General features: G+C 66.4%; 15 protein-coding genes and 1 pseudogene. 13 read left to right on the top strand and 3 right to left on the bottom strand.

Going from position 1 to position 23,716, the window contains the following annotated elements; all coding sequences use genetic code 11:
* The first annotated feature begins 19 nt into the window (after positions 1–19).
* The 10 genes from P5W99_RS32020 to P5W99_RS31975 are packed head-to-tail and all read left to right on the top strand — an operon-like array spanning position 20 to position 14,692.
* Positions 20–4,786, top strand: coding sequence for a hypothetical protein (locus P5W99_RS32020; protein ID WP_421028563.1), 4,767 nt, complete (start codon positions 20–22; stop codon positions 4,784–4,786).
* Positions 4,787–4,812: 26 nt separating this feature from the next.
* Entirely contained in the window at positions 4,813–5,532 is a 720-nt protein-coding gene (locus P5W99_RS32015; RefSeq protein WP_421028562.1) for a hypothetical protein, read from the top strand.
* The gene (locus tag P5W99_RS32010) at positions 5,533–6,027 is read left to right on the top strand and encodes a hypothetical protein (RefSeq protein WP_421028561.1); all 495 of its coding nucleotides are present in this window, start codon (positions 5,533–5,535) and stop codon (positions 6,025–6,027) included. It abuts the gene before it with no gap.
* A 2-nt stretch (positions 6,028–6,029) separates the two neighbouring features.
* The gene (locus tag P5W99_RS32005) at positions 6,030–6,677 is read left to right on the top strand and encodes a hypothetical protein (protein ID WP_434666340.1); all 648 of its coding nucleotides are present in this window, start codon (positions 6,030–6,032) and stop codon (positions 6,675–6,677) included.
* Positions 6,674–8,782, top strand: coding sequence for a hypothetical protein (locus P5W99_RS32000; protein ID WP_421028559.1), 2,109 nt, complete (start codon positions 6,674–6,676; stop codon positions 8,780–8,782). The genes P5W99_RS32005 and P5W99_RS32000 overlap by 4 nt, the downstream gene beginning before the upstream one ends.
* A gap of 11 nt (positions 8,783–8,793) precedes the next feature.
* Positions 8,794–9,153: a hypothetical protein gene (locus P5W99_RS31995; RefSeq protein WP_421028558.1), complete on the top strand. Its 360-nt coding sequence runs from the start codon at positions 8,794–8,796 to the stop codon at positions 9,151–9,153.
* A gap of 56 nt (positions 9,154–9,209) precedes the next feature.
* Positions 9,210–9,704 (top strand): hypothetical protein, encoded by a 495-nt coding sequence (locus P5W99_RS31990; RefSeq protein WP_421028557.1) that lies wholly within the window; start codon positions 9,210–9,212, stop codon positions 9,702–9,704.
* Positions 9,697–11,145 (top strand): hypothetical protein, encoded by a 1,449-nt coding sequence (locus P5W99_RS31985; RefSeq protein WP_434666336.1) that lies wholly within the window; start codon positions 9,697–9,699, stop codon positions 11,143–11,145. Before P5W99_RS31990 ends, P5W99_RS31985 begins: the two co-directional genes overlap by 8 nt.
* Positions 11,146–11,200: 55 nt before the next feature.
* Positions 11,201–13,561, top strand: a complete 2,361-nt coding sequence (locus tag P5W99_RS31980) for a hypothetical protein (RefSeq protein ID WP_421028555.1) — start codon at positions 11,201–11,203, stop codon at positions 13,559–13,561.
* 9 nt (positions 13,562–13,570) lie between these two features.
* On the top strand, positions 13,571–14,692 hold the full coding sequence (locus P5W99_RS31975; protein WP_434666333.1) for a hypothetical protein: 1,122 nt from the start codon (positions 13,571–13,573) through the stop codon (positions 14,690–14,692).
* Positions 14,693–14,712: 20 nt separating this feature from the next.
* Here the strand turns inward: P5W99_RS31975 and P5W99_RS31970 are convergent, their stop codons facing one another.
* Positions 14,713–16,050 carry a virulence factor gene (locus tag P5W99_RS31970; protein WP_434666331.1) on the bottom strand — a complete coding sequence of 446 codons (1,338 nt, stop codon included), beginning with the start codon at positions 16,048–16,050 and terminating at the stop codon, positions 14,713–14,715.
* A 117-nt stretch (positions 16,051–16,167) separates the two neighbouring features.
* A pseudogene (locus P5W99_RS31965) lies at positions 16,168–16,575 on the bottom strand (virulence factor); the annotation flags it as partial.
* 146 nt (positions 16,576–16,721) lie between these two features.
* Between P5W99_RS31965 and P5W99_RS31960 the strand changes: the two are divergent.
* Positions 16,722–19,718 (top strand): Tn3 family transposase, encoded by a 2,997-nt coding sequence (locus tag P5W99_RS31960; protein WP_434666328.1) that lies wholly within the window; start codon positions 16,722–16,724, stop codon positions 19,716–19,718.
* Between the two features lie 6 nt (positions 19,719–19,724).
* The gene (gene tnpC / locus P5W99_RS31955; RefSeq protein ID WP_175233003.1) at positions 19,725–20,096 is read left to right on the top strand and encodes a Tn3 family transposase post-transcriptional regulator TnpC; all 372 of its coding nucleotides are present in this window, start codon (positions 19,725–19,727) and stop codon (positions 20,094–20,096) included.
* A gap of 67 nt (positions 20,097–20,163) precedes the next feature.
* On the opposite strand, the gene P5W99_RS31950 is transcribed toward tnpC, so the two are convergent.
* Positions 20,164–21,141, bottom strand: a complete 978-nt coding sequence (locus P5W99_RS31950) for a site-specific integrase (protein ID WP_434666325.1) — start codon at positions 21,139–21,141, stop codon at positions 20,164–20,166.
* Between the two features lie 110 nt (positions 21,142–21,251).
* Here P5W99_RS31950 and P5W99_RS31945 point away from each other — a divergent pair, with 110 nt between their 5' ends.
* Positions 21,252–23,690, top strand: coding sequence for a TOTE conflict system archaeo-eukaryotic primase domain-containing protein (locus P5W99_RS31945; protein ID WP_434666322.1), 2,439 nt, complete (start codon positions 21,252–21,254; stop codon positions 23,688–23,690).
* Positions 23,691–23,716: the final 26 nt, after the last annotated feature.

Genomic DNA, 23,716 nt, shown 5'->3' with positions numbered 1-23,716 from the left:
TACCCGCTTCTCTGCGCGTATGCGGATCAACGTCAACATTCCGGTGCGTTTGTCGGTGGATCTCGACGCGATCGAGCATCGCCCGGCCGACCTCGACGCCGCGCTCGCGGCGGCGATGGCGCGCGCCATGCGGCGTTCGGCGGCGGCGACGGCGCGCTCCGGCGACCCTTCGGCCATCGTCGTGCACGACCCCACCTTCTCGTGGCGCGGCGCGAACCTGCGCAGCGTCCCGGCCGAAACGCGCCAGGACACCGAGGCGCGCCTCGCGCGCGTGATCCAGCGCTCGGCGCGCACGCAGGCGAGCACCCCGACCACGGGCACGACGGCAACGACCGGCACGAGCCTGCGCCGGCGGCCGTGGCGCGGCTGGCAAACGCTGACGAGCATCAACTTTCACGCCAAGGTCGGCGAGTACCTCGCGTTCCTCGATACCTCCATCCACGACCGCCACACCGACTACGCCACCGTTTATGCGGACTACGAGGAGCAGTTGAAATGGGTCTCGCTGTGGGTCGTGCGGGTCGACCGGCCGTACCGGCGCGACGATCTCTCGGCGGAATTGTCCGCACGCGCGCTGGAGCTGAGCCGTGCGCACCCCGGACGCGAAGACGGGTTCTGGGTGATCAACCTGTCGGAGCGGGACCGGCAGCGCGTGATCGAACTCGATCAAGACAATCTCGTTGCGGGCGCCACATCCGACCTGAGCGGCAACAGCCGCTACCTCAGGATCTACGGCGGCGAGGTCTACCTGATGCCCGGCGCGCAGGTCATCTTCACGATGATGGTCCTGCCGACCATCTCGCTGGAGACCTATGCGCGGCCCGGCACGCCGGTCGACGTCGAGGTCCGTAACCGCGAGCTGGAGTTCCTCGTCTACCAGGACGGGTTTCGCGATGCGCTGGGCGTGTCATGGCCCGATTTCATCGCCGCGATGGGCGATGAAACGACGATGCTGCACGTGTCGCCGGTCGAGGTCACCGCGCCGGTGCTCCCGACGACGCTGCAGCAACTCGTCGAAACGCGCGACCCACTGCCGTCTGCAGGCCCGCTCGTCTACCCCAGGCGGGACCTGCGCCTGCTCAACCAGGACACGCTGGACACGCTGCCGGATGCCGTGCGCACAACCGTCGCGCCGTTGACGACCCCGGCCACGCTGGCGCTCGATGCGGACAGCCGCTGGGGCCGCTGGCGGGTCGGCTGGCGCGGCGCGCTGCTGTCCGCGACCTTCGCGCTGAACGAGGACCAGCAGTTCGCGGCCAGTCACCGCGCGCGTGCCGAGCAAATCGCCGATGCCATCGTTACGCTGCTCGGCAGTTATCCGCGCGGCGATTCGCTGGCTGAAATCCCGTGGTGGAGCCGGCTCGACGCGCTCTGCACCAGCGACCTCGGGGCTCGCGCCAACGGGGCCGGCAGGCTCACGATGTTCGACCTCTGGATGGAGGCGCTGCAGCGGCGTGACGGCGGCCGGTGGTTCGACGCGCTGCTGGACAAGATGGCGAGCACGCGCGGCGACGCCGCCCTGCACTTCATCCAGGCGGCCACGGCGTCGGCGCGCTACAACGCGCATCCGCGCATCAGCCAGATGCGCAGCGACTACAACAACGCGACGCGCGCAGCGCTCAAGAATGCCTACTTCCCGGACAGCGGCGCGATGTGGCTGTTCCACGACGCCGACCGGCGCGTGGCGCACAACGGCGTGGTCGCCGACGCTTACGCCGACTATGCGTCGCACGCGCGCGTGAAGCATCTGCGCGAAGAACGGCGGGCCGAGTTCGACGCTGCCCTGGAGACCGCGGCCAATCAGCTGCTCGGGGACATCATGGCCGGCCGGGTCGCCAGGGACTTCAACAACCAGGAGTTCGCGAACGAAGCGATCAACCGGGCGGTGGCCGCGATCCACCTCTCGAACGACGACTTCGAAACCGTCACCCAGATCACGTCGCTGCGCGTGACCGCGATCGAGTTTGTCGTCGACCGCGGCATCGAGCGCTACAACGTGACCTTCAACATGGTCCAGAAGATCGAAGGCGAATCGAGCTGGACCGATCTTGCCGGCACGAGCCGCACGACCACGGAACTCGACTTCGAGTGGCTCCTGTTCGGCTGGGATCTGGGCCGCATGGGTGACCGGCTGGAGACGGTCGGGCTCGTGATCGGCGGCATTGCGGTGATTGCCGTCGCGTGGGAAGCCGGCATCGTCACCGCGCTGGTCGAGGCGGCCGGCGGCACGGGGGCAGTGCTGACCTCGGTATTCGTCTCGGAGATCCTCTATCTCGCGACTGCGAAGCACTACAGTCTCGAAGGCTTCGTGATGGCCGCGATCGACGGCTACCTGTTCGCGCTGACCTTCCGCTTCGCGGGCATCGGCGGGCGCGCGATCGCGCTGCGCATCGGACGCGCGACGATGTCGGACATCGTCGGCGGCTGGGTCGCGGAACGGCTCTTCGTGGGCATCGTCGGCGGCTCGCTCGGCGGCGGCGCGGTCGTGTTCTCGCATGGGCTCGCCGACACGCTGCTGCGCAACGGGCCGGGCCCGAGCCTTGGCCAGTATGTGCGCGGCATGACGATGGGCGCCGTGTTCGGGCTGTTCGGCGAGTTCGTGATCGGTCCGGCGCTGCAGGGCGCGTTCCGGGTCGGCGGGCAAACCGTGCTGAACACCGCCGACGAAGCCATCGGGGTCATCCGACGATCGGGCGTCTCGCCCGCCCGCTATGCGGCCGAGATCTCGCAGGCGCTGTCCGCGATCCGCGAACGTCTCGCGACCTTTCTCGAAGCATCGAGCGTGCAGACGATCATCACCGGCCTGCGCGAGCGCATGGCGACGCTCGGCGAAGGGCTGAGCCTCGGCGCCATCGGGCGGCGCTTCGAGTTCTCGATGTTCCGCCGGGTCTTCGAGCTCGCCGACATCGGCATGGGCCCAGTCGAGACCGACGGGCTCGAACGGCTGTTGTCGACGACCGAGGCCGGCGCGGCGCGCATGTCGCAAGAAGAACTGCTGGCGTTCCTGAACCGGGTGGCAGTCGACCGCGGCCGCGCGCAGAAACTGCTGAACGCGCTCGGGCGGCTTACCGATGAACGCGCGGGCGCGCTGATCGGCGGCGGGCAGCTCGATGGCCTGGCGTCGTCGCCCAATCTGCTGCACCACCTGACGACCGGGGACATCAACCGCATCTGGGATGTGCTGGCCGGGCCGTCGTTCCGCCTTTCGACGGCCGATTGCGAAGCCTTCCTCGGCCGGCTCGCGCCCTTTACCGACGAACAGCAGATCTCGGCGCTGGAGATGCTTCGTCGTCCCGAGCAACTCGTGACGCCCGAGGGCGTCGCGCAGGCGCTCGAAAAAGGCGGCTTGAATGCGGGCGTCGGCGAGGGACTCGACCGCCTGTACGGCGCGCTGGAGTCGGCGGCAGCCGATACGCTGATGCGCGCGATCCCGGCTGCCGACGCGCCCGGCTACCTGCGCTGGCTCGGTGCGCAGCGGCAGGAAGTCGTGAATCGGATCGCGCAGGACGGCTTTCTCGAGCCGCTGGCGAGCGCGCCGAATGCGCTCGATTTCATCGGCCGCAACGGGTTCGACTCGTTCCGCACGCTCGCGGCCGCGCACGGCCCGTTCGGCACGACGATTGCCGATGCAGTGGCCGGCCTCGACGCCTTCGCCGGAGCGCTGCGCGCGTTCTCGCAGGACCAGCAGGATCTCGCAATCGCCACACTGCTGCGCGCCGGCAACCGCGTTCCGTCCGACTCGCTGCTGTTCGTATTGCAGCAGCATCTGACGCTCGACACGGAACTCCAGCGCGCGCTCGACAACGTGTACGTCGAGCGCTCGGGCATGACCGTGCAGGAATTCCAGCGGCTCACGGGCGCGCGCTTCGACTCCGCGCTGCGCGGGCTGTATCGCGACGACTTGCCGTACTGGAACGAACTGGGACACGCCGAGGCCATCATCCGCCATGACGAAGTGATGGAGATGCTGCGCCAGCGTGCCAATCGCACGCCTTTCCGCGCCTTCGTGGGCCGCTACCCGGGCCACGAAGGCGCGGCGATCGACGCGCTCGGCCGGCTCCTCGCGCGCGTGCGCGCGCTGAGCGGCGGCAGCCTGCAGCGCTTCGAGATGACCGACCTGATCCAGGCGCTCCAGTCGGTGACGACACGCGGACCGACGCCGATCGCCGAAATCGACCAGATCGCCGCCGATATCGGCCAGTCCGGATTTCCGACCCGCACGGTCGGCACCGGTCCGAGGGCCACCACCTTCCCGTCCGCAGCGGAGGAAGCGCGCGCGTATGTCCGGCTGCTGGGCGACAACGTCTCGCCGGCCCAGGCGCAAACGATGCTGACGCTGCCAACCGATGTCAATGTCGCTACAGTCGAAGTCGCGGGTGAAGGCGTGAAAGGCCCGGACGTCATGCTCACGACAGTTACGGGGGAAACTATCGGGCGCGAGTCGGTGGCCACCGAGATTCCAGCCGTCGATCCCGCCAATCCGCTGCTCACGCTGGAAAAGAGCCTGGGCTCGTCGAGTTTGAGAAAGAAGGTCGTCCAATACAGCCCCGGCGGCGTCTATGGCGGTCGCACGGAGATACGCTGGCTGCGCCGGGAGATCGATGTCCGCATCGATCCGTCCGCGGACGGCTTCTCCTTCGACAACCTGCTCGCGCAAATGCAGGCGGACGGCTCGCTGGCGCCCTTTCTGGATCGTGTGACTGTGAAGGCCGTAGGCTCGGAGAGCATCGCCCGGGTGCGCTTCTACAATTCGCAAGGCGCGCTGATCCATAGCTGGACGCCATAGGCTGATTGGACAAGGCAAAACAAACCATGCTTGCAATCGATCTGATACTGGATTTTTCGTCGACAGGCGATGTGGCCGGCGGCCCGACCGGGACGCTGCGCCGCCTGATCGAGCGCTGGTCGCCGGAAGTCTTTCTTCCGATGGAGTGCCACGCGTTCGTCTCCGGACAAGCGTACGACTGGTTGCCGGCCGGGCCGGCGATCGACCGAGCGCCGTGGCCGGGGGAGACCGCGACCACGTCGCCGGTCACGCAACTCGACGGGCGTGCGGCCATGAAGGCGAGCGTCGTGGACGATCTTCCCGCCGGCGACGACTATCTGGTCCAGCTCATAGGCGGCTTGCGCTACGTCGCGCCGGAGTTGTCTCCAGCGCCGGCGTGGTACGGGCGGGTCGCCGCCGATGGAACGGCACGCCCGACGCCGACGCTGCTCACCCTCGCGTACATCGATTTCCATTGGTCCAGCAACTGGCGCGAGATCCGCCTCTGCTTGCCGATGCTCGGCTATCCGCTCAGCGGCCAGCTCCCGCGCTTCGACAGCGAAGGCCGGCCATTCGGACAGCAGCCGGCGCAGCTCGTGGAGCGCAACCGGCGCAGCGTGATCGAAGCATTCGCGCACTGCGCGAGCGCCATCGGTTTGCAGCCGGGCGAAGCGTCGTGGTCGGTGGAAACCGAGGAAGGCACGCCGGCGCCCGTGCACGACGCGATCGCCGCGTTACTGCAAGAAGCAACCACCGGGAGGAAATAGATGGCCTCCAGCTACCAGAACTACGCGAACATCCCGTCGGCCATCATCTCGGACGGCATCCTGCCGATTCCGATCTGGGCCGTCACGACGATGAAGCTCACGGAGACCTACCACCTGCCGCCGATCGGTTCCACCGGCGCGCGGGCGATCGTGGGCGTGCACGACGACACCATCGACCTGACTGGCGTGCTGGTCGGCATGGAGCGTTTCGCGTGGAAGCTCGCGCTCGAAACGCTGGCCGAGTCGAGCAAGCGCGGCACGGCGCTCGGCTCGTTCACCGGCGGCAAGGTGTCGGGCCTGATCCTGATCACCGCGATGACGATCCGCACCGACATGCAGATCCAGTCGCTGTCCTTCACGGCGAGCACGACGAAGCGCGAAGCGCTCGACGTGTCGATCCAGCTGGCCTACATGCCGCTGCCCGGCGCGCTCGGCAAGCTGCTCGATCTCGCGAGCGTCGGCGTGGGCGCGCTGATGGACGCAGGAGGGAACTGACGATGCCCGCGCCGCCCATCCCCGTCGACCGCTACCTGACGCCCGCCGACCCGCCAGCCGCCCCCGACGGCTTCGCGACGCTCGCGCAGAAGATCATGACCGGCATTCCGCAGCCCATCACGCTCGACGCCGACTTCACCGCCGTGCTCGCGGTGCCCACCGGCCTCGCCGGCGAGTGGCAGCAGGCGGACCCGGCCGCGGTGGTGTCGATTAGCACCGTGCAGACGGATCCATGCGATCCGTCGGCCAATCCTGCTGTGAGTGCGCCGGTCTGCAACGTCGAGCGCGCGACGGCGCGGCTGCTGATCCAGCGCGGCGGCACGAATGTCGCGTCGATCCCGCTCACGGCCGGCGCGACGTTCAGCGTACCCGCCGACGGCGGCGACGCAGCGGGCCGTCTCGAAGTATCGGTGCTGTCATGGGATCTGCGCGCGGGCTCGATGATCGGCCCCGGCGACTACGGCTCGACACTCACGCTCGCATGGCGCCGCAACGATACGGGCATGCAGACCTTCGGGCCGGTGCCGCTCAATCCCTTCCTGCGCCTGCGTCTGCCGCCGCACATCGCGATGCGCTCGGTGGTCAGCCTGAACCTCGCGCAGGCGCTCTACGACCGGCTGCGCATCACGATCCCGAGGGTCTTGCGATGAGCCTCCCGACGCTGACTTCGAACCAGGTGATGATCGGCAACGCGGCCGGCTGGGCGCTGACCTTCCACAAGGAGGATAGCGACGGCGCGATCCAGCCTGCGCTATGGACCGTGTGCTCCGCCGACTACGAGGCGCGGCTGAGCGCAACGCTGCCCGCCGGGCTCGAAGCCGGCGCCTGCTCGATCACCGTCGAAGGCATGACCGACGCAGACTACGCCAAGATCGCCCAGACCGGCGCGGCGTCGCAGCCGACGGTCGCGCAGCTCTATCTGTACTGGATCGACGCGAACGCGAGCCCGCTCGGCTATCTCGCCAACCTCGGCGGCCTGACCGACACGCTCGGGCGCTTCGATCCCGAGTCGATGAAGTCGTCGCTGGTCTCGGTGCTGCGGATCGTCAAGGTGTCGCGTGCGGTGGGCGTGCGCCGCTACGAGGCAACCATAGAGTGCAAGGAGCGGGTCTATCAAAACCTGTCGACCGTACAGATTGCGGAGCCGGTGAAAGCGAACAAGCTCAGCGAAGCGGTCACGACGATCGGCAAGCAAACGCACGTCGACATCCAGCTGCAGGGCTTCGGCAAAGACGGCTCGATGCCGACGGCCAGCGGCAACCCAGGCGGCAATGCAAGCGGCAATTCGGCGACGAGTCCCGGCGACGAACAGATCTCGATCGATTCGGGCGGCACCTATGCCAAAGCGCTCAAGGACCTCGCGACACGGATGGAACAAGCGAGCGGCAAGTATGGGCGCGGCTTGATGGTGATCCGCGACGGAAAATTATATTTCGGCATCCGTAGCTTCCCGCTCGCCCCGAACGATAAATCGAAGCCGCTGACGCTCGGCAACGGGCTGCTCAACACCGAGCCGCTCGCTGCCGTTCAGGCCAATCCGGACGCCTCATCCGACTCGACAAAACCCGCCGCCGCCGCGGACGCAACCCCACCCGCGCCCACCCTTACCCCAACGCGCCGCCAGTTCAGGCTCACGCTCAAGGGCCGACCCGACATCAAACCGGGCGACATGGCGACCTTCGACAGCCCCCCCGAGGAGTTGGTGACCCAGCCGGGCTTTCTGAATTCGCTGCTCGGCGGCGCATTCGCCGGCTCGCTTCTTCCCGGGATGAGTACGGACCCGGACTCCATCACCAATCCGATCAATCTTTACGTGACCTCGGTGATGCACCAGCTCGGACGGGCGTCGGGGTTCGTGACGACCGTCACGGGCGTCGAGATCAAGGACACGTCGCAGCCGTGGGATACGGCCTCCGGCGCGGGTACGCATGCGCCCGGCCGCGCGACCGGCACCACGGGCGACCGCGCGGATGGCGCCGCGTCGGCGGCCTCCGCGATTCGCCAGGTGGTGCGCGAAGGCGCCGAAACGCCGCGCAGCGTCGACATTGGCGAGGTGCGTGGCTTTCATCCTTCCGGCGGCGGCACGACCGAGCCGCCGGGCCAGACCGAGCGCGTTTTTCGCGGCCTCGTGGGGCCGGACGGGCGCGCCAATCAGGCCCGGCGCCTCGACATCCAGCGCGACACCCCCGCGCCGCTCGAAGGCGTGAGCTACGCGTCGCCGTTCGCGTGGGGCAAATGCGGGCTGGTGCTGCCGCGCTACCCCGGCATGCGCGTGGTGCTCGCCCATCGCAACGGCCGCGCCGAAGATCCCGTGGAAATCGGCGCATTGTGGACATCGGGGCACGGGCCAGCATCTCAGCCGGGCGACTACTGGCTAACCCTGCCCGCCGGCGTCGACCCGGGAAGCCGCAGCCAGGTGGACGACACGAAGACGCCCGCCGAGTACGCCGGCAAGGTCACGAACGACCTGATCGACGCAGACGGCAACCGCATCATCGAGGTCGGCGAGCTCACGGTGCGAGTGGGCAGCGACCATCTCGGGAACGCCGGCAAGCGGCCCGATCGGCCAGAGCAAAAAAACCAGGGGGCGGTGACGATCGAGCACACCAGCGGGCAATCGTCGATCGTCATGGCGCAAGACGGCAGCGTGACCATCACCGCGAAGAACATCACCATCGACGCCGGGGACGGGACCATCACGATGAAAGCGAACAGCGTCGATGTCCAGGTGAAGTCCAACATGAACGTTCATTGAGGAGCACCGCCATGCCAGGCGTGCTGACAACTTCGAGCAACGTGACCTGTGGCCACGCGGGCAACGTATCGACATCGAGCTCCACGAAGCTGCAGGTGAATGGCGCGGCCGTTTTGCTTCAAAGCGGCATTGCAGGCCAGTCGATCGCGGGATGCTCGACGCCGCCCGCTTCCGATGCGTCCGGCCCGACCGCGAAACCGTGCACGACGGTCGCCTCGGTGACGGGCGGCCCAGCGGCCAAGCTTCAGGCCGGTGGCCAGCCGGTGATGCTCGACACGCTGGCCGGCACCACCGATGGCATGGTGGCCAAGACCACCCCGCAGCAGTTGCTCGCCGGCATCGCCGGGCAAACGAAGCTCACCGCCAGTTAGGGCAAACGACAGGCAAGCACACGGACGTACGTCAGGGCACCCCTCAGGGAGGACCGATGACCGACCAACAGAAAGACCCATTGCGGCGCAGGGTGCTGGGCTGGGGCGTCGCGTGCGCCCCAGCCGAAGCCAACGCCGATATCGGACGCGATATCCGCTTCGTGACGACGAACGGCCTGCTCGATCTCGCGTGCGTCGAGCTGATCGACAACCTCGGCCAGTCGCTGTCCATCGCGCTGACCACCGCGCTCGGCAGCGACCTGTTCAACATCGGCTATGGCTTCGACGGCATCAACGCGATCGCCGAAGAGACCAACCCGGTCCTGATGCGCGAGCGCATTCGCATCGCGGTCATCAAGGTGCTGCGCGCCGATCCGCGCATCCGGCGCATCGTCGACGTCAAGCTCGAAGACGGCCGTCTCGATCCCGTCACGTCCGGCAGCCGCATTCTCGACGTGCGCGTGGCGTTCGAAACGCTTTCGGGTGACACGTACTCCATCAACATCGATCAAATCGCGCTCGGCGCGGGCCAGGTGACGACGAATGGCTGACCAGAACCCCACCAGTATCGACACCGCCGACGTGCTGGCGGTGGACGCGTCCGTGATCCGGACGACCAGCGCGGCCCCGTTCGGCGTCACGCCGCAAGGGTTCTACGCGAAGCCGTTCGCGCGGCTGCTCGCCGAGAAGCTCGCGCTTGGCCGCGCGCTGTTCGGCACCGACCTCGACCTCACCTCGGGCTCGGTCGTGCGCAAGCTCTTCGAGGTCGCGGCGCTGGAGGACGCCCGCACCTGGACGGCGCTTGGCGCGATCTACGACAACATGTTCGTGGTGTCGGCAGAGGGCCAGGCATTGAGCAGCCTCGGCGCGGAGCTCGGCCTGCCGAGGCCCTGCCTCGAGGCGACCGGCAAGATCACGCTGAAGCTCACGGGCACGCTGCCGGCCGGCGTCGCGCAGATCACGATCCCGCGCGGCGCGCGGCTGCTTACGCCGGGCGGGCATCACGTCGCGACCGACGAATCGGCGACGATCACCGCCGCGAGCCCCCAGGCCGATATCGCCGTCGTCGCGTTCTACCCGGGGCCTTCGCACAATCTCGATCCGGCTCTCACGGCGGCGGATGGCAGCCATCCGCAGCGAATCGACCGCTGGAATCCATACGACACCAAGCTCGCCGATCTGCGGGCGGCGGAAGAAGCCGCGAACAAGGCACTCATCAGCATCACGCACAGCGAGAAGCTGACCGGCGGCGAGCTGCAATGGCCCGACGCGCGCTACCGCTCGATGCTGCTGCGCGCGCCGCGCTCGATCTGGACCGTCGACGCGATCCAGATCGCCGTATCGCTCGTGCCGGGCGTGCGCCAGGCGCTGATCCGCGACGCATGGGGCGGACTCGACATCAACCAGTCGATCTTCGGCAACTTCAACTTTGTCGAGCGCGTATTCGGCAGCGAACGTGATCTCGGGAATCCTTACTATTTCACCGTGCTCGTGTCGCCCACGGATTCGGCGATCTGGGACGGGCCCGACGGCCTCGAAGCCTCGGTGCTCACGGCCATCGAGGATCTGCGTCCGATCGGCATCTTCCCGCAGGTTCAGCAGGCCGATCAGATCGGCATCTGCGTGAACGCGGACCTGGTCGTGCGCGGGATTCCGATGCCGTTCGGCTCGAAGGCTTCCGTCAACGCATCGGCTCCGGCCCAGGCGCTGAAAGCGCGGCTCAACGAACGGCTGCGCCGCTACATCGACAGCCTGTCGTTCGGCGAGCCGGTGCGGGTCTCGGAAGTGATCTGGGCCTTGATGAGCGAGCCCGGCATCACCGATGTGCAGAACGTCATGCTGCTCCGCTATCCGCCTGCGATGGAAAACATCGACTTCACTCAGGCATCGACGAACGGCCCCGCCGGGCCCGGCTGCGGCCTGAACATCGATCTGGCGATCAACCAGGTGGCCGATTTCGTGGACACCGCAACGGTGCTGACGATCATATGAGACACGCAACCGCCGTGATGGGCCGCGCGCGAACGCTGCGCCGCAAGGAGGCGCCATGGCTGACATTCTGAAGCCCGACCGCTGGGCGGCGTCGTCGCAAGGCAACCTGTTCGCGAATCTCACCGCGCCGTTCGCGGGCGGCGCGCAGGTGCGGGACATCGCGTGCGACGCCACCGGCCACGCGGCGATTCCCGATGTGACCCGCGACCCGCTGCTCGTCGTGGCGCCGGCCGCCGCGCTCGGCGCAACCGGTCTGCAGGTCAGCGCCGTGCTGCTCGCGGACAATGCGCCGGCGAGCTTCGGCACGGCCGTGTTCGCCCCGTGGACCGAAGCGGGCGCGTTCGTGCCGCTCCATCTGCCGACAGTCGATCCGGATGTCCGGACAGCCGCGCCGTTCACGCTCGTGCTCACGCTAGCCGCCGTCGCGGCCGATGGCACGACGAGCGCCATCGCCGCCAATCAGATCGCCAACCAGATCCAGCTTCAATTGATCGAAGGGATCTTCGGCCGGCTCCTCTACGCGCTCTCGGCGGAGAAGCACACGATCCGGCGTCAGGCGCGCGAGTTGGCCGCAATGCGGCAACTGGCCGGCGCGGCGGCCGACGCGCTCGACCGGGTGGGCGCGGAAGTGGCCGTGCCGCGCCTCGCCGACCGGCTCGCCGCCGATGCGGGCCACATCGTTCTCCAGCCGTGGACCGACGCGGGCGGCGCACCGGCTCCGGAACCCGACGACCACTACCGGCGCCGGCTCGCCCTGTTCCGGCCGTTCCTGCGCGCGACCCGCGCGCGGCTCGACGATGCCCTGAACGGCCCCGGCTTGGCCGGCGCGCCCAATGCGGGGCTCCTCGCCGGCCTGGGCGTGCAGGCGCGCTTCCAGATCGACGAACGGGTCAATCCGTTCGCGGTCGCGGTTCATCTGATCAGCACGGGCAGCGACGCCGTCCGCACGAACTTCCTCGCTTACGTTCGCGCGGTCCATCTGATCTGGCCGCAGGACGAAGCAACGGCGAATGGCGTTCATCTGGCGCGGGCGCTGTCGACGGAACGCCGCGCCAGTGTCGAGACCTTGCGCGCAAGCCTGCGCCAGAGCTTCGATTTTCCGGCTCAGGCTGCGCTGGCGCCGCTGCTCGCGTCCGCGCTGGATCGCGTCGGACGCTGCCGGCGCGCGCTCGGCCAGGCTGCGCACTGGAGCATCACGCGCGCGCAGGATGGCGCTGCGAACAGCCGCTATCAGCTTGGGCTGGGCGCCGACCTCAAACCGCCCGCCGCAGCGGACCTCGACGCGCTCGCGGCGGCCGTCGCCCACCCGCCGGCCATCTCCGACGCTGAACTCGCAGCGCTCGTGAGCACGATGACGCCGGTATCGTCCGCGAGCGATCCGGCCGGTGCGTGGTTCCTGAGTGCGTGCGGCCTGCAGACCGTCTATGCCGTCGACGCCGCAACCGTCTACGTTTCGCACCTGCCCGCGTTCGGGCTCGTGATCGCCGGACCGGCCAACGCCGCCGTGAACGCAGCGGCCACGCTGCAAGCGGCTTACCAGGCGCCCGGCGACCCTACGGCGAATGTCGTGATCCACGATGGCCTGGCCGCCACGCTCGCGCAATGGACGGCGTCCGGCGGCGCCGCGTGGACCGCGCTATCGGCCATTGACGCCACCACCGCGTGGAACGCCGCCGCGCCCCACGCGGCCGCCGACCCGCCGCTCACCGTGTTCCGGGCCGCCGGCCTCGCCGATCTCACGGCGCCCGCGCCCATCGTCGCGCAGCTCGAGGCGCTTCCGCCGGAACTGGTCACCACGATCGCCCTGCCGGCCGCGCTGGCCTCGGCGGTACTCGCCGGCACGCCATCTGCAGCCGACGACCTGAAGCGGCTGGTCGGACTGTTCGCGGCGAACGGGCTCGCCTCGGCGCTGCCGCTCACCACCACCGACCATCGCGTGATCCTGACAATCGGCGCAATCGGCCTGCCCGGCGCAGGCGTGAATCTCTCCGATCGCCGCTCGGTCGGCTTTCGCTGGTACACCGTCGCGCTCTCGGGCACCGGCGGCCAGGTCAAGCCGATCGGCAGCCGCACCGTCTTCACCTCCGCGACTGCCGGACTCACGGCGGTCGTGGTGCTCGGCTACGCGCGCCGGCCCGGCCTGAACGATCCCTACGAATTCCGGGCCAGCGTGCCGAGCGGCACCCTGCTCACGATCCCGCAGTACGAGTACCTGATGAACACGCTCGGTGAAATCCTGCCGATCGGCGTACTGGTCAATACCTTCGCGCTGCGCCAGAGCAGCGTCGACCTGAACGGCGACGGCCACGCCGATCCGCTCCCGCCCAGCGCCGCGCGCACGTTCCGCCCATTCCGGCAAGACCGCCATCGCGGTCTCGTCGTTCCGCCACTGCCGCCCGCCGACACCGGCGCATAGGAGACCAAAATGGCTGTCGATACACTGCAACTCGATGGAATGGCGATCTCCGATGTGATGAAGTCCATTCGCGACACGGGCGTCGGCGATTCGGAAGCATCGATCATCCTCGGCAACTGGCTAATCCAGCAGGGCGCGCGGCAGCAGCGCGTCTTCAACTATCAGACCGATTTCCCGGCTGTCGAGAACGACTGCGTCGAAACCTTCACGCCGACCTTCCACCACACGGACTGGGTGGACGGCGAGAGCGTGGTGCAGGCCCAGCAAACGGCGGGAGAAGAAGGATTCAATTCGCGCCTGCACAAGATCGAGCAGGATTTTGCCGCCGTGCGCACGGACCTCGGCCAGGTGTTCGCGTGTCTCGCGAACATGCGCGCCGAGATCCGCAGCCTGCTCGACGAGATTCGGACCCAGATCAATCTGATCAATGCGGACCTGTTCAACCTCGCGCAGGGACGCGTGAGCTACGAGCCGGCGCCTTTCATCCCGCCCTTCGACGCCACGAACGCTCACTTCGTTGGGTTAACGAAGTATTTCGACAAGGACGTTGCCGTCTGGCAGACCAGCCAGGGCACGATCATGCTGCCGAACGTAACGCCGACGCCGTCGAACCCGGCCAGCGATCCGCGCGTGTCGGGCCCGGCGAGTCTCGCGAAGTTCATGGCGTCGAATCCGCAATTCCTCCAGCAGTTCGGCGGCAAGACGGTCAGCAAGGCCGACCTGGTGAAGAACTACGGGACGCAGACGCTCGACAACGGCATGAGCGTCGCGGATGCCGTGAGCATTCTTCCGGATACGGCTTCGTATGCGACCCCGGACGCGCTAGCCTCCGACCTCGTTGAGCGCCAGGCTGGAGCGATTCGCTCGACGGGCGGGAGCGCCGTCGTCAACGCGGCACTCGGCGTCCAGGGGGCGACCGGTGCAGCGTCCAGCGCGCCGATCACCAACCTGCCCGGCTTGTCGTCGAGCGCCGCCGCCGCGTTGAACAAAGGCGGCATCACCACGATCGGGCAACTCGCGGCCGCCAATGCCACCGACGTCACCAAGGCTCTGTCGACCGGAGGCGTGGCGATGAATTCGGGCGATGTGGCCGCGACGTCGGCACTGGCGAAGACGTTGACGCGGGTTTAGTGGGGTGTGGCGCTCCGGACTCACCAAGACCAGCCCTGCTGGCCATACTTCGAGTCGTAGCGCCGGCCCCACCACGGCAGATAGGCGTTGTTTTCGCCGCGCGCGCGGAACCAGTCCGAGTCTGGATCGATTGGCACGACCTGGGGCGGCGGTGTCACGACGACCGCAACGGGATGGTCCGCGTCCGTGGTGCCGGCCACGAGCACGGTCTCGCCCAGATGGTTCGCCCGGCCGATTGCCAGCACCACATCGGTGAGCGCCGTGCCGGCGCCCATTTCGCCGAGCAGCTCCGGCGTGTTGAAGGTCTGCTTCTGGAAGTCGAAGTCGGGCATCGTCTCGGTCAGGGTGCGGCCGAGCGAGCCGATGCGCGAGGAGGAGGCTTCGCTGCCCCTGCCCGCATCGTGGATCGTGTAGTGGATATCGGGCACCGATACGTTCGCATTGTGCGCGGCGGCGGCGATCGTGGCCTTCCATGCTTCGACCGCGCGCGTCGTGCCGGGCTTTCGTTCGAAGTCCTGTGCGTTGCCCGTGGCCGCGCGGCCGATCCAGGCGAGCGGGGCGCGTTCGGTCTTCATCTGCGGGCCGGCGAGGAACAGCAGCACCATGTTTTCGTTGAGCTGGCCGTCCTTTGGCGGAAAGCTCGGGGCGTCCCAGTTCATCACCCAGACGCTTTTGTCTGGGTTCGCCTGGAGGTAGTCCAGCGCGTTGTTCAGCGAGGTGAAGCCCGCGTTCGCACCGCCGGGGGTGACGTGCACGTCGGGAGGCGTGTCGCGGCTCCAGAGGCTGGGGAAGCTCCTGCTTCCGATGTTGAATCGCCTGACGATGCTTTTGTGCAAAAAAGTTTGCGCGTCGATGGGATCAAGGCGGGTGGGAATCGCGAATTCAACATGAATCCCCGCTAACTCCCGCCAGTCCTTTTTGTTGTCGGGCTTGACCGTGTAGAAGTATTTCGCGTTCGTCACGTAGCGGGTGTCGAACTTGACGAGCAACTCGTCCATATATTTTTCATAAAAGCCGTCGAAAGTTTCCTTGCCGTGATTGCCGTAGGCAAGTGCGCCGATCGACTGGAGTGTCGAGAATTTTTGCGACTTGGTCCGCACCATGTCATCGTTCTTGTTCGGCTTGACGAGCCCCATGGCCCACAACACCTGCCACTCGGTCGGGTAGTCGCGCCGCTGCAGCGGATTAAGCCATTCGAGCCCGACAACCTGCGCCATGAAGGGTTTGGCGGGATCCGTCTGAGGTGTGCCGGTGTGGGGCGAGGCGGCCAGGGCGGGCGTTGGCATCATGGCGGCCGTCGTGAATGCAAAGGTTGCGATGGCCAGCAGGACGGGTATGGCAACGAGTCGTTTCATCAACGCTCCTGTAGTTAATTCAGCGGCCGGCGGGTAGCCAAGAGCGTCGCGAAGACCAGCACGGCGGGTACAGTAACGAGTCGTTTCAGAATGATGCTTTTCATGGCCTGCGTTCCCGGTTCACCAAGACCAGCCCTGCTGGCCATACTTCGAGTCGTAGCGCCGGCCCCACCACGGCAGATAGGCGTTGTTTTCGCCGCGCGCGCGGAACCAGTCCGAGTCTGGATCGATTGGCACGACCTGGGGCGGCGGTGTCACGACGACCGCAACGGGATGGTCCGCGTCCGTGGTGCCGGCCACGAGCACGGTCTCGCCCAGATGATTCGCCCGGCCGATTGCCAGCACCACATCGGTGAGCGCCGTGCCGGCGCCCATTTCGCCGAGCAGCTCCGGCGTGTTGAAGGTCTGCTTCTGGAAGTCGAAGTCGGGCATCGTCTCGGTCAGGGTGCGGCCGAGCGAGCCGATGCGCGAGGAGGAGGCTTCGCTGCCCCTGCCCGCATCGTGGATCGTGTAGTGGATATCGGGCACCGATAGGGCTAGCAGCAAGGTAAGCGTAAATTTCTATCATAAGCATTTTGGTTATAAAAACGCGCAGAATCATTTCGAACTGACCTGGTAACGACCAGATTTTCTTCGGCTAATCTGAGCGGCCCGCTGCGATCAGGACGACTCGCATGGCCACCATCGAACGTACTGCGTATCCGCGCTTTCCCAAGGTCCTTGCCACGCGGGACCTGCAAACCTGCTACACACCCCTGCCCGATGAACTGGAATGGGCGCGGCGGTCGTCCCGGGGCGAGCGCCCCCGGCTGGGTCTGCTGGTGCTCCTGAAAGTCTTCCAGCAGATGCATCATTTCCCGTCGCTCGACAGCATCCCGGTGGCGGTCGTCGAACACGTGCGTGCGGTGGCAAATATCGGTCCCGCAATACGCTTCGGTTATGACACGCAGGCATCGCCCACGCTGTTCCGGCATTACGCCGCAGTTCGCGAGCACCTCGGTGTCAAGCCGTACTACGGCACCGACGCGGGTACGATTGCGACGCGCGCCGCACATACGGCTGCGCTGTCCATGGACCAGCCGGTCGACATCATCAATGCCACGATCGACGAACTGATCGCGCAGGACATCGAACTACCGGCTTTCTCGACGCTGGACCGGATTACCGAGCAGATCCATGCAAAGACCCAGGCGCGGCTTTTCCGGCGGGTCGCACGACGCCTGACCGATGAACAGAAGAATAATCTGGACCGTCTGCTGGCGCGCGACCTGTCGAGCCGGCAGACCGCCTACAACCGCATCAAGCGCCACGCGAGGCGGCCATCGCGGCAGCACCTGGACCTGCTGATTGACCAGATCACCTGGCTCGACGAGATCGGCGACTTCACCATCGCGCTCGCCGGCGTCCCGGCATCAAAGCTGCGCTCACTGGCCATGCAGGCGATGGCACTCGACGCGTCCGCCCTCCGGAAAGACACCCTTCCCGAGAAACGCTACACATTGATCGTGGCGCTGCTTAATCGCATGCGCGTGCGTACCCGCGACGATCTCGCCGACATGTTCGTGCGACGTATGGGTGTGATCCACAAGCGCGCGAGCGACGAACTGGAGATCGTTCAGCGCAGGCAGCGTGACAAGGTCGAGGATCTCGTGGTCCTGCTCGATGGCGTCGTCGACATTCTTGCTGACGAGTCCGATGAGAGGACGATCGCGCAGTCCATACGAAAGTGGCTTGCACCGAAAGGCGACCTCGAACCGCTGCGTGAGAGCTGTGCCGAGATCCGCGCATTCAGCGGCCGCAATCACCTGCCGCTGCTCTGGAAGTATTTCCGGGCGCACCGTTCGGTCCTCATGCGTCTCGCCCGCACGCTCGAATGGGATTCCACGAGCCAGGTACGCACGCTCCTCGATGCGCTCGGTGTTGTACTGGAGAACGAAACGTTACACCGCGAATGGATCGATGCCGATGTGGACCTGAGTTTCGCAGCGGCGCGCTGGCGCAAGCTTGTGCGGCGCTCCCACGGTGAAGGGGCGCCGACCAACCGGCGCTATCTTGAGCTGTGCGTGTTCTCGTACATGGCGGAGGAACTGCGCGTCGGCGACCTGTGCGTGTCCGGGTCTGATGCCTACGCCGACTATCGCGACCACCTGCTGCCGTGGCGACAGTGTGAGCAGCAGTTGCCCGACTACTGCGCGAAGGTCGGCCTGCCGGAAACGGGCAGCGAATTCGTTGCCCAACTGCGGCAGTGGTTGACCGACGCGGCGCGCAAGCTTGACGACGAGTATCCGCGCAAGCGCGAACATGTCACGATCGACCAGAAAGGCGAGCCGATCCTGCGCAAGACCATTGCCCGGGAAATTCCGGCCAGTGCGATCGCCGTGCAGGAGCGGATCAATGCGCGTCTGCCGACCCGCAATGTGCTCGACATTCTCGCGAACATCGAACACTGGACGCATTTTACCCGGCACTTCGGACCGTTGTCCGGGATCGATCCGCAGATACGCAAGGCGGCCGAGCGGTATTTGCTGACGATTTTCGCGATGGGCTGCAACCTGGGTCCGACCCAGGCGGCACGCCATCTCGATACCGACGTGACGGCGCACATGCTGTCATTCGTGAACCGTCGGCATATGAATCTGGACAGGCTCGAGGCCGCGCAGCGCGAGTTGATCGAGCTATACCTGCGGCTCGACCTGCCAAAGCACTGGGGCGACGGCAAGACGGTAGCGGCCGACGGCACGCAGTACGACTTCTACGACAACAACCTGCTGGCCGGCTATCACTTCCGCTACCGGAAAATGGGTGCGGTCGCCTACCGCCATGTCGCCGACAACTATATCGCGGTATTCCGGCATTTCATCCCGCCGGGCGTCTGGGAAGCGATCTATGTAATCGAAGGGCTGCTCAAGGCCGGCCTGTCCGTCAAGGCCGACACCGTGCATGCGGATACGCAGGGACAATCGGCCGCCGTGTTTGCGTTCACCCATCTGCTCGGCGTCAAGCTGATGCCCAGAATCCGCAACTGGAAAGATCTCGTGTTGTACCGCCCGCACAACGACGCGAAGTACAGGCATATCGACAGGCTTTTCACGGCGACCATCGACTGGGTGCTGATCGAACGGCACTGGCAGGAGCTCATGCAGGTGGCGGTGTCGATCCAGGCGGGCACGATCTCTTCGCCGTTGCTGCTGCGCCGCCTTGGGTCCGAGAGCCGCAAGAATCGCCTGTATCTCGCTGCACGCGAACTCGGCAACGTCGTACGCACGGTTTTTCTGCTCGAGTGGATCAGCAGCCGGGAACTGCGCCAGGACGTGACGGCAAACACCAACAAGATCGAGTCGTACAACGGCTTCGCGAAATGGCTGTCGTTCGGCGGCGATGTGATCGCGGAGAATGAGCCGGAAGAGCAGCAAAAACGGCTACGCTACAATGACCTCATCGCATCGGCCGTGATCCTGCAAAACACGGTGGACATGATGCGAGCCCTGCGCGACATGGTGGCCGAGGGCGAGAAGGTCCGCACCGAGGACATTGAATTCGTGAGCCCGTATGCGACGCACAACATTCGCCGCTTCGGGCGCTACCGGCTGCATCTGGAACGACCGCCCGAAAGCTGGATCAACGATGCCCTGTTTGGCCGGGCGGCCCGGCCTCACGACGAAATGAGGTAACGCTGGATGAGTGCAAGAGCCGCGGTGACCACCACGCCGTACGGTGAAGTTGATGCCGCCGCACTGGAAGGGCTGCAGTCGCGCTATGACACGACGCGGGTGCTCGATGCGGTAGATACGCTCGACGAACTGCGCACGGGCCTTAACGATCCGGAAGGCCTGCGGGACGATCTCCTGCGCCTGCACGGTATGGCGCATGCGCTCGTCAACGGTGCGAGCTTCGCGGCAACAACCCGGGACGCGTCGATTGTCGAACAGATCGAGGATGTGCTCGACCAGATCGATCACTTTGTCGCCGGGCTTTTATCGATCCGTGATGCACTGCGCCCGCTCGAAGCGCTCCGTCATGAAGATATGGCAGGCCCGGATCGCGATTGAGCTGAAAGCGAATCTCCCCCGGTACGTATCCGTCAGAGGAGCGTGGAGTGACGCCCCGATCCAGCAACTATGCTGCAGGCAATGCGATGACGGGTCGTTCCTGCACGGCCGTGCCTGGCGTTGCAAGTGCCGATTCGATGCGGTGTTGCGCGAACGGATCGGCGGCGTCGATGTAGCGCATCGCAGAGCGCACGTCTTTCCAGCCCACGTACTGCATCAGCATTTTCAGATCCCAGCCGTTCGAGTTGGCCCACGTTGCGAAGCCCCGCCGTAGCGAATGGCTGCTGTAGCTGTCCGGCGCGGCCAGGCCTGCCGCCTGGAAAAGCGCACGCAACAGCGGCACGAAGCTGCCCGCATGCAGTCCCTCGTCGCTGATGTTTCCCCAGCGGTCAATGCCCCGGAACACGGGCCCCTCCGTCAGGCCGGACGCCGCAATCCACGCCTCGTAAGCCGTCACCGGACACAGGCGTGAAAGCGCCGGGGCCTTGAAGGTCGTGCCCAGCTGCGCGCGGTCGCCTTTCGTGCGGGGCAGGTACAGCGTCATGCCGCGGCCCGCCTCAACGGCAACGTGCTCGATCCGCAGCCGACTGAGTTCGTCGGAGCGAAAGCCGCGCCAGAAGCCCAGCAGCACCAGGGCCCGGTTGCGAATGCACGCGAGGCGCTCGCGCCCGTCGGCTTCCATGGTGATCTGCTGATCGAGCCAGGCCGTGAGCTTTTCGAGCTGTGCGAGCTGCATGGGTTTCGCCCGCTTCTCGGTTGCGGGATGCAGCGCGACGATGCCTCTGAGGACCTTGCGTACATGCGGTGCCTTCGTCGGATCCGGAAAACCCTGCGTCTGATGCCATTGCGCGAGCGCTGCAAGCCGCGAGCGCAAGGTATTGATGGACAGGGTTTCTGCGTGATCGGCAAGGTACCGCGCGATCATGTCAGCGCTCGCGGGCAGAAAACCGCCCCATTCAACCTCGAAATGCCGGAGTGCCGACTGGTAACTGCGCCGGGTGTTTTCGCGCGTCGCGGCTTCGACGTAGCGATCGATGGCAGACATGGCTCGTGGGTAAAATCAGGTGATCTGTATCGGAGACGATGATATGCAACAACGAACGTGTGCGCCAGCCGGCGTGCTCGATGGGAGCCAGGGTTTCGGCCGGTGAAGCGATGAACGAAGGCACGCTGTTACAGGCAGACTGGGAGAATTTCACACGCGAGGAGCTGCTCGCGGAGCTCACCCGCCTGCAGGCCGAAATCGCGCGGCTCACGGCCTTGCTGCCGGCAACGCTGCAGGCGCAGGCAAAGGCCGTGCGGGTGGCCCGGAGCACGCCATCGCCAGCAGTGCGAAGCACGGGCGCCCCCGTACTTTCGCCCGAGCAGAAGGTACAGCTCTTCCGGCGGCAGTTTCGCGGTCGCACGGATGTCTATCCGCTACGCTGGGAAAGCCGCAACTCCGGAAAATCCGGCTACGCGCCGGCGTGCGCCAACGAATGGCGCGCCGGGATCTGCGAAAAGCCCCGCATCCGGTGCGCCGACTGCGGGCATCGTGTACTGCTGACGCTGGACGACCAGGTCGTCTATACGCACCTGGCCGGCGATCGCACAGTGGGCCTCTATCCGCTGATGCCGGACGGCACCTGCTACCTGCTCGCTGTCGACTTCGACGAGGAAGGCTGGCGTGAAGATGCGCAGGCGTTCCGGCAATCCTGCCTCGAGATGGACGTGCCCGTATCGCTCGAAATCTCGCGTTCAGGCAATGGCGCCCACGCGTGGATCTTCTTCTCGTCGGCCGTTGCTGCGCGTGACGCGCGGCGGATGGGCTCAGCCCTCATCAGCCACACCTGTACCCGGACCCGGCAGCTCGAACTGACGTCCTACGACCGGCTCTTCCCGAACCAGGACGTGCTGCCCAAAGGCGGCTTCGGTAACCTCATTGCCCTGCCGCTGCAGAAGCAGCCACGCGAGCACGGCTGGAGTGTGTTTGTCGATGACGGCTTTCAGCCGTACGCTGACCAGTGGGCCTATCTCGCGTCCGTGCAAACCATGGACGGCCGGGACATCGAGGGGGTGATCTTTCGCGCCACGGGCGGTGCGCACCCGCTCGACGTCGCGTTCATCGCCGATGAGGACCAGGCCGAACCGTGGAAGCCACCGCCCGCGCAGCCGAAGCGGCTGGCCGGAACGATGCCGGCGTCGCTCACACTGACGCTCGCGAACCAGCTCTATCTTGAAAAGGCGCAGCTTCCGCAGGCACTGCTCAACCGGCTCATCCGGCTGGCCGCCTTCCAGAATCCGGAGTTCTACCGGGCCCAGGCGCGCGGCTTCAGCGTATGGGACAAGCCACGCATCATTGGGCGCGCCGAGAACTGCCCGCGCCACATTGCATTGCCGCGCGGATGCCTCGACGACGTCATGACGCTACTGCGCGATAACGACATCGCCTGCGACATCCGCGACGAGCGCTGCTCCGGCGAGCCGCTTGCAGTTCCGTTTGCCGGCACGTTGCGCGATGACCAGCAGGCGGCCGTTACTGACCTGCTGCGACACGACACCGGCATCCTGCATGCGCCGACGGCGTTCGGCAAGACCGTGACGGCGGCCGCGATGATCGCGCAGCGAGCCGTCAACACGCTCGTGCTTGTGCACCGCCGGGAGCTGCTTGACCAGTGGCGCGAGCGCCTGCAGTCGTTTCTCGCACTCGACGCGCGCGAGATCGGCACGATCGGCGGCGGCAAGTCGAAGGCGACGGGCCGGATCGATGTCGCGATGCTGCAATCCGTGGCACCCGATGGTGCTCGCGGCGAGCTGTTGCGGCGTTACGGCCATGTCATCGTCGATGAATGTCATCACGTCTCCGCGGATTCCTTCGAGGCCGTGCTAAAGGGCGTCAATGCACGCTACGTGCTCGGCCTGACGGCGACGCCGGTGCGGCGCGACAGCCAGCAACCGGTGATGTTCATGCTGTGTGGACCGATCCGGCATGCGGCGAAATCGCCCGCTGGCGCGCCGCAGGTGCTTGAGGTGTTCCCGCAAAGGCTCACCTCTGCAGTAGACGTTTCTACCGACGCGCCGATCCAGGAAGTGTTCGCGCGTCTCGCCCAGGATGCGTCGCGCACGCACATGATCGCCACGGCCATCCGTGAGCAATTCGCGCAGGGACGCAACGTGCTGGTGCTCACCGAGCGCACAGACCATCTCGCAAGCCTGCAGCAGGCCCTGGAAGACACGGTACAACCGCTGTTCGTGCTGCACGGTCGCCTCGGCCGGAAAGCGCGGGTGGCACAGCTGGCTGCCCTTGACGCGCTGGCCGGTGACACGCCCCGCGTGGTGCTGGCGACTGGCAGGCTCGTAGGTGAAGGCTTCGACCATCCGGCGCTGGACACGCTGGTCCTGGCCATGCCGGTTGCGTGGAGGGGCACGCTGCAGCAGTACGCCGGCCGGCTGCACCGCGAGCATGCGGGCAAGACCGGCGTACGGGTGATCGATTATGTGGATGGCGGCCATCCGGTGCTGCAGCGCATGTGGGAGAAACGCCAGCGCGGCTACCGGGCAATGGGCTATCAGGTCCGCACGCCCGGAGAAGATATCCAGCTCCAGCTGGCCTGAAACCGGTGGTGAATTCGTATTCCGTA

This window comes from Paraburkholderia sp. A3BS-1L (assembly GCF_051125215.1).
GTDB lineage: Bacteria > Pseudomonadota > Gammaproteobacteria > Burkholderiales > Burkholderiaceae > Paraburkholderia.
The sequence above is the reverse complement of the archived record's forward strand: the minus strand, read 5'-3'. Positions and strand labels throughout refer to the sequence as shown.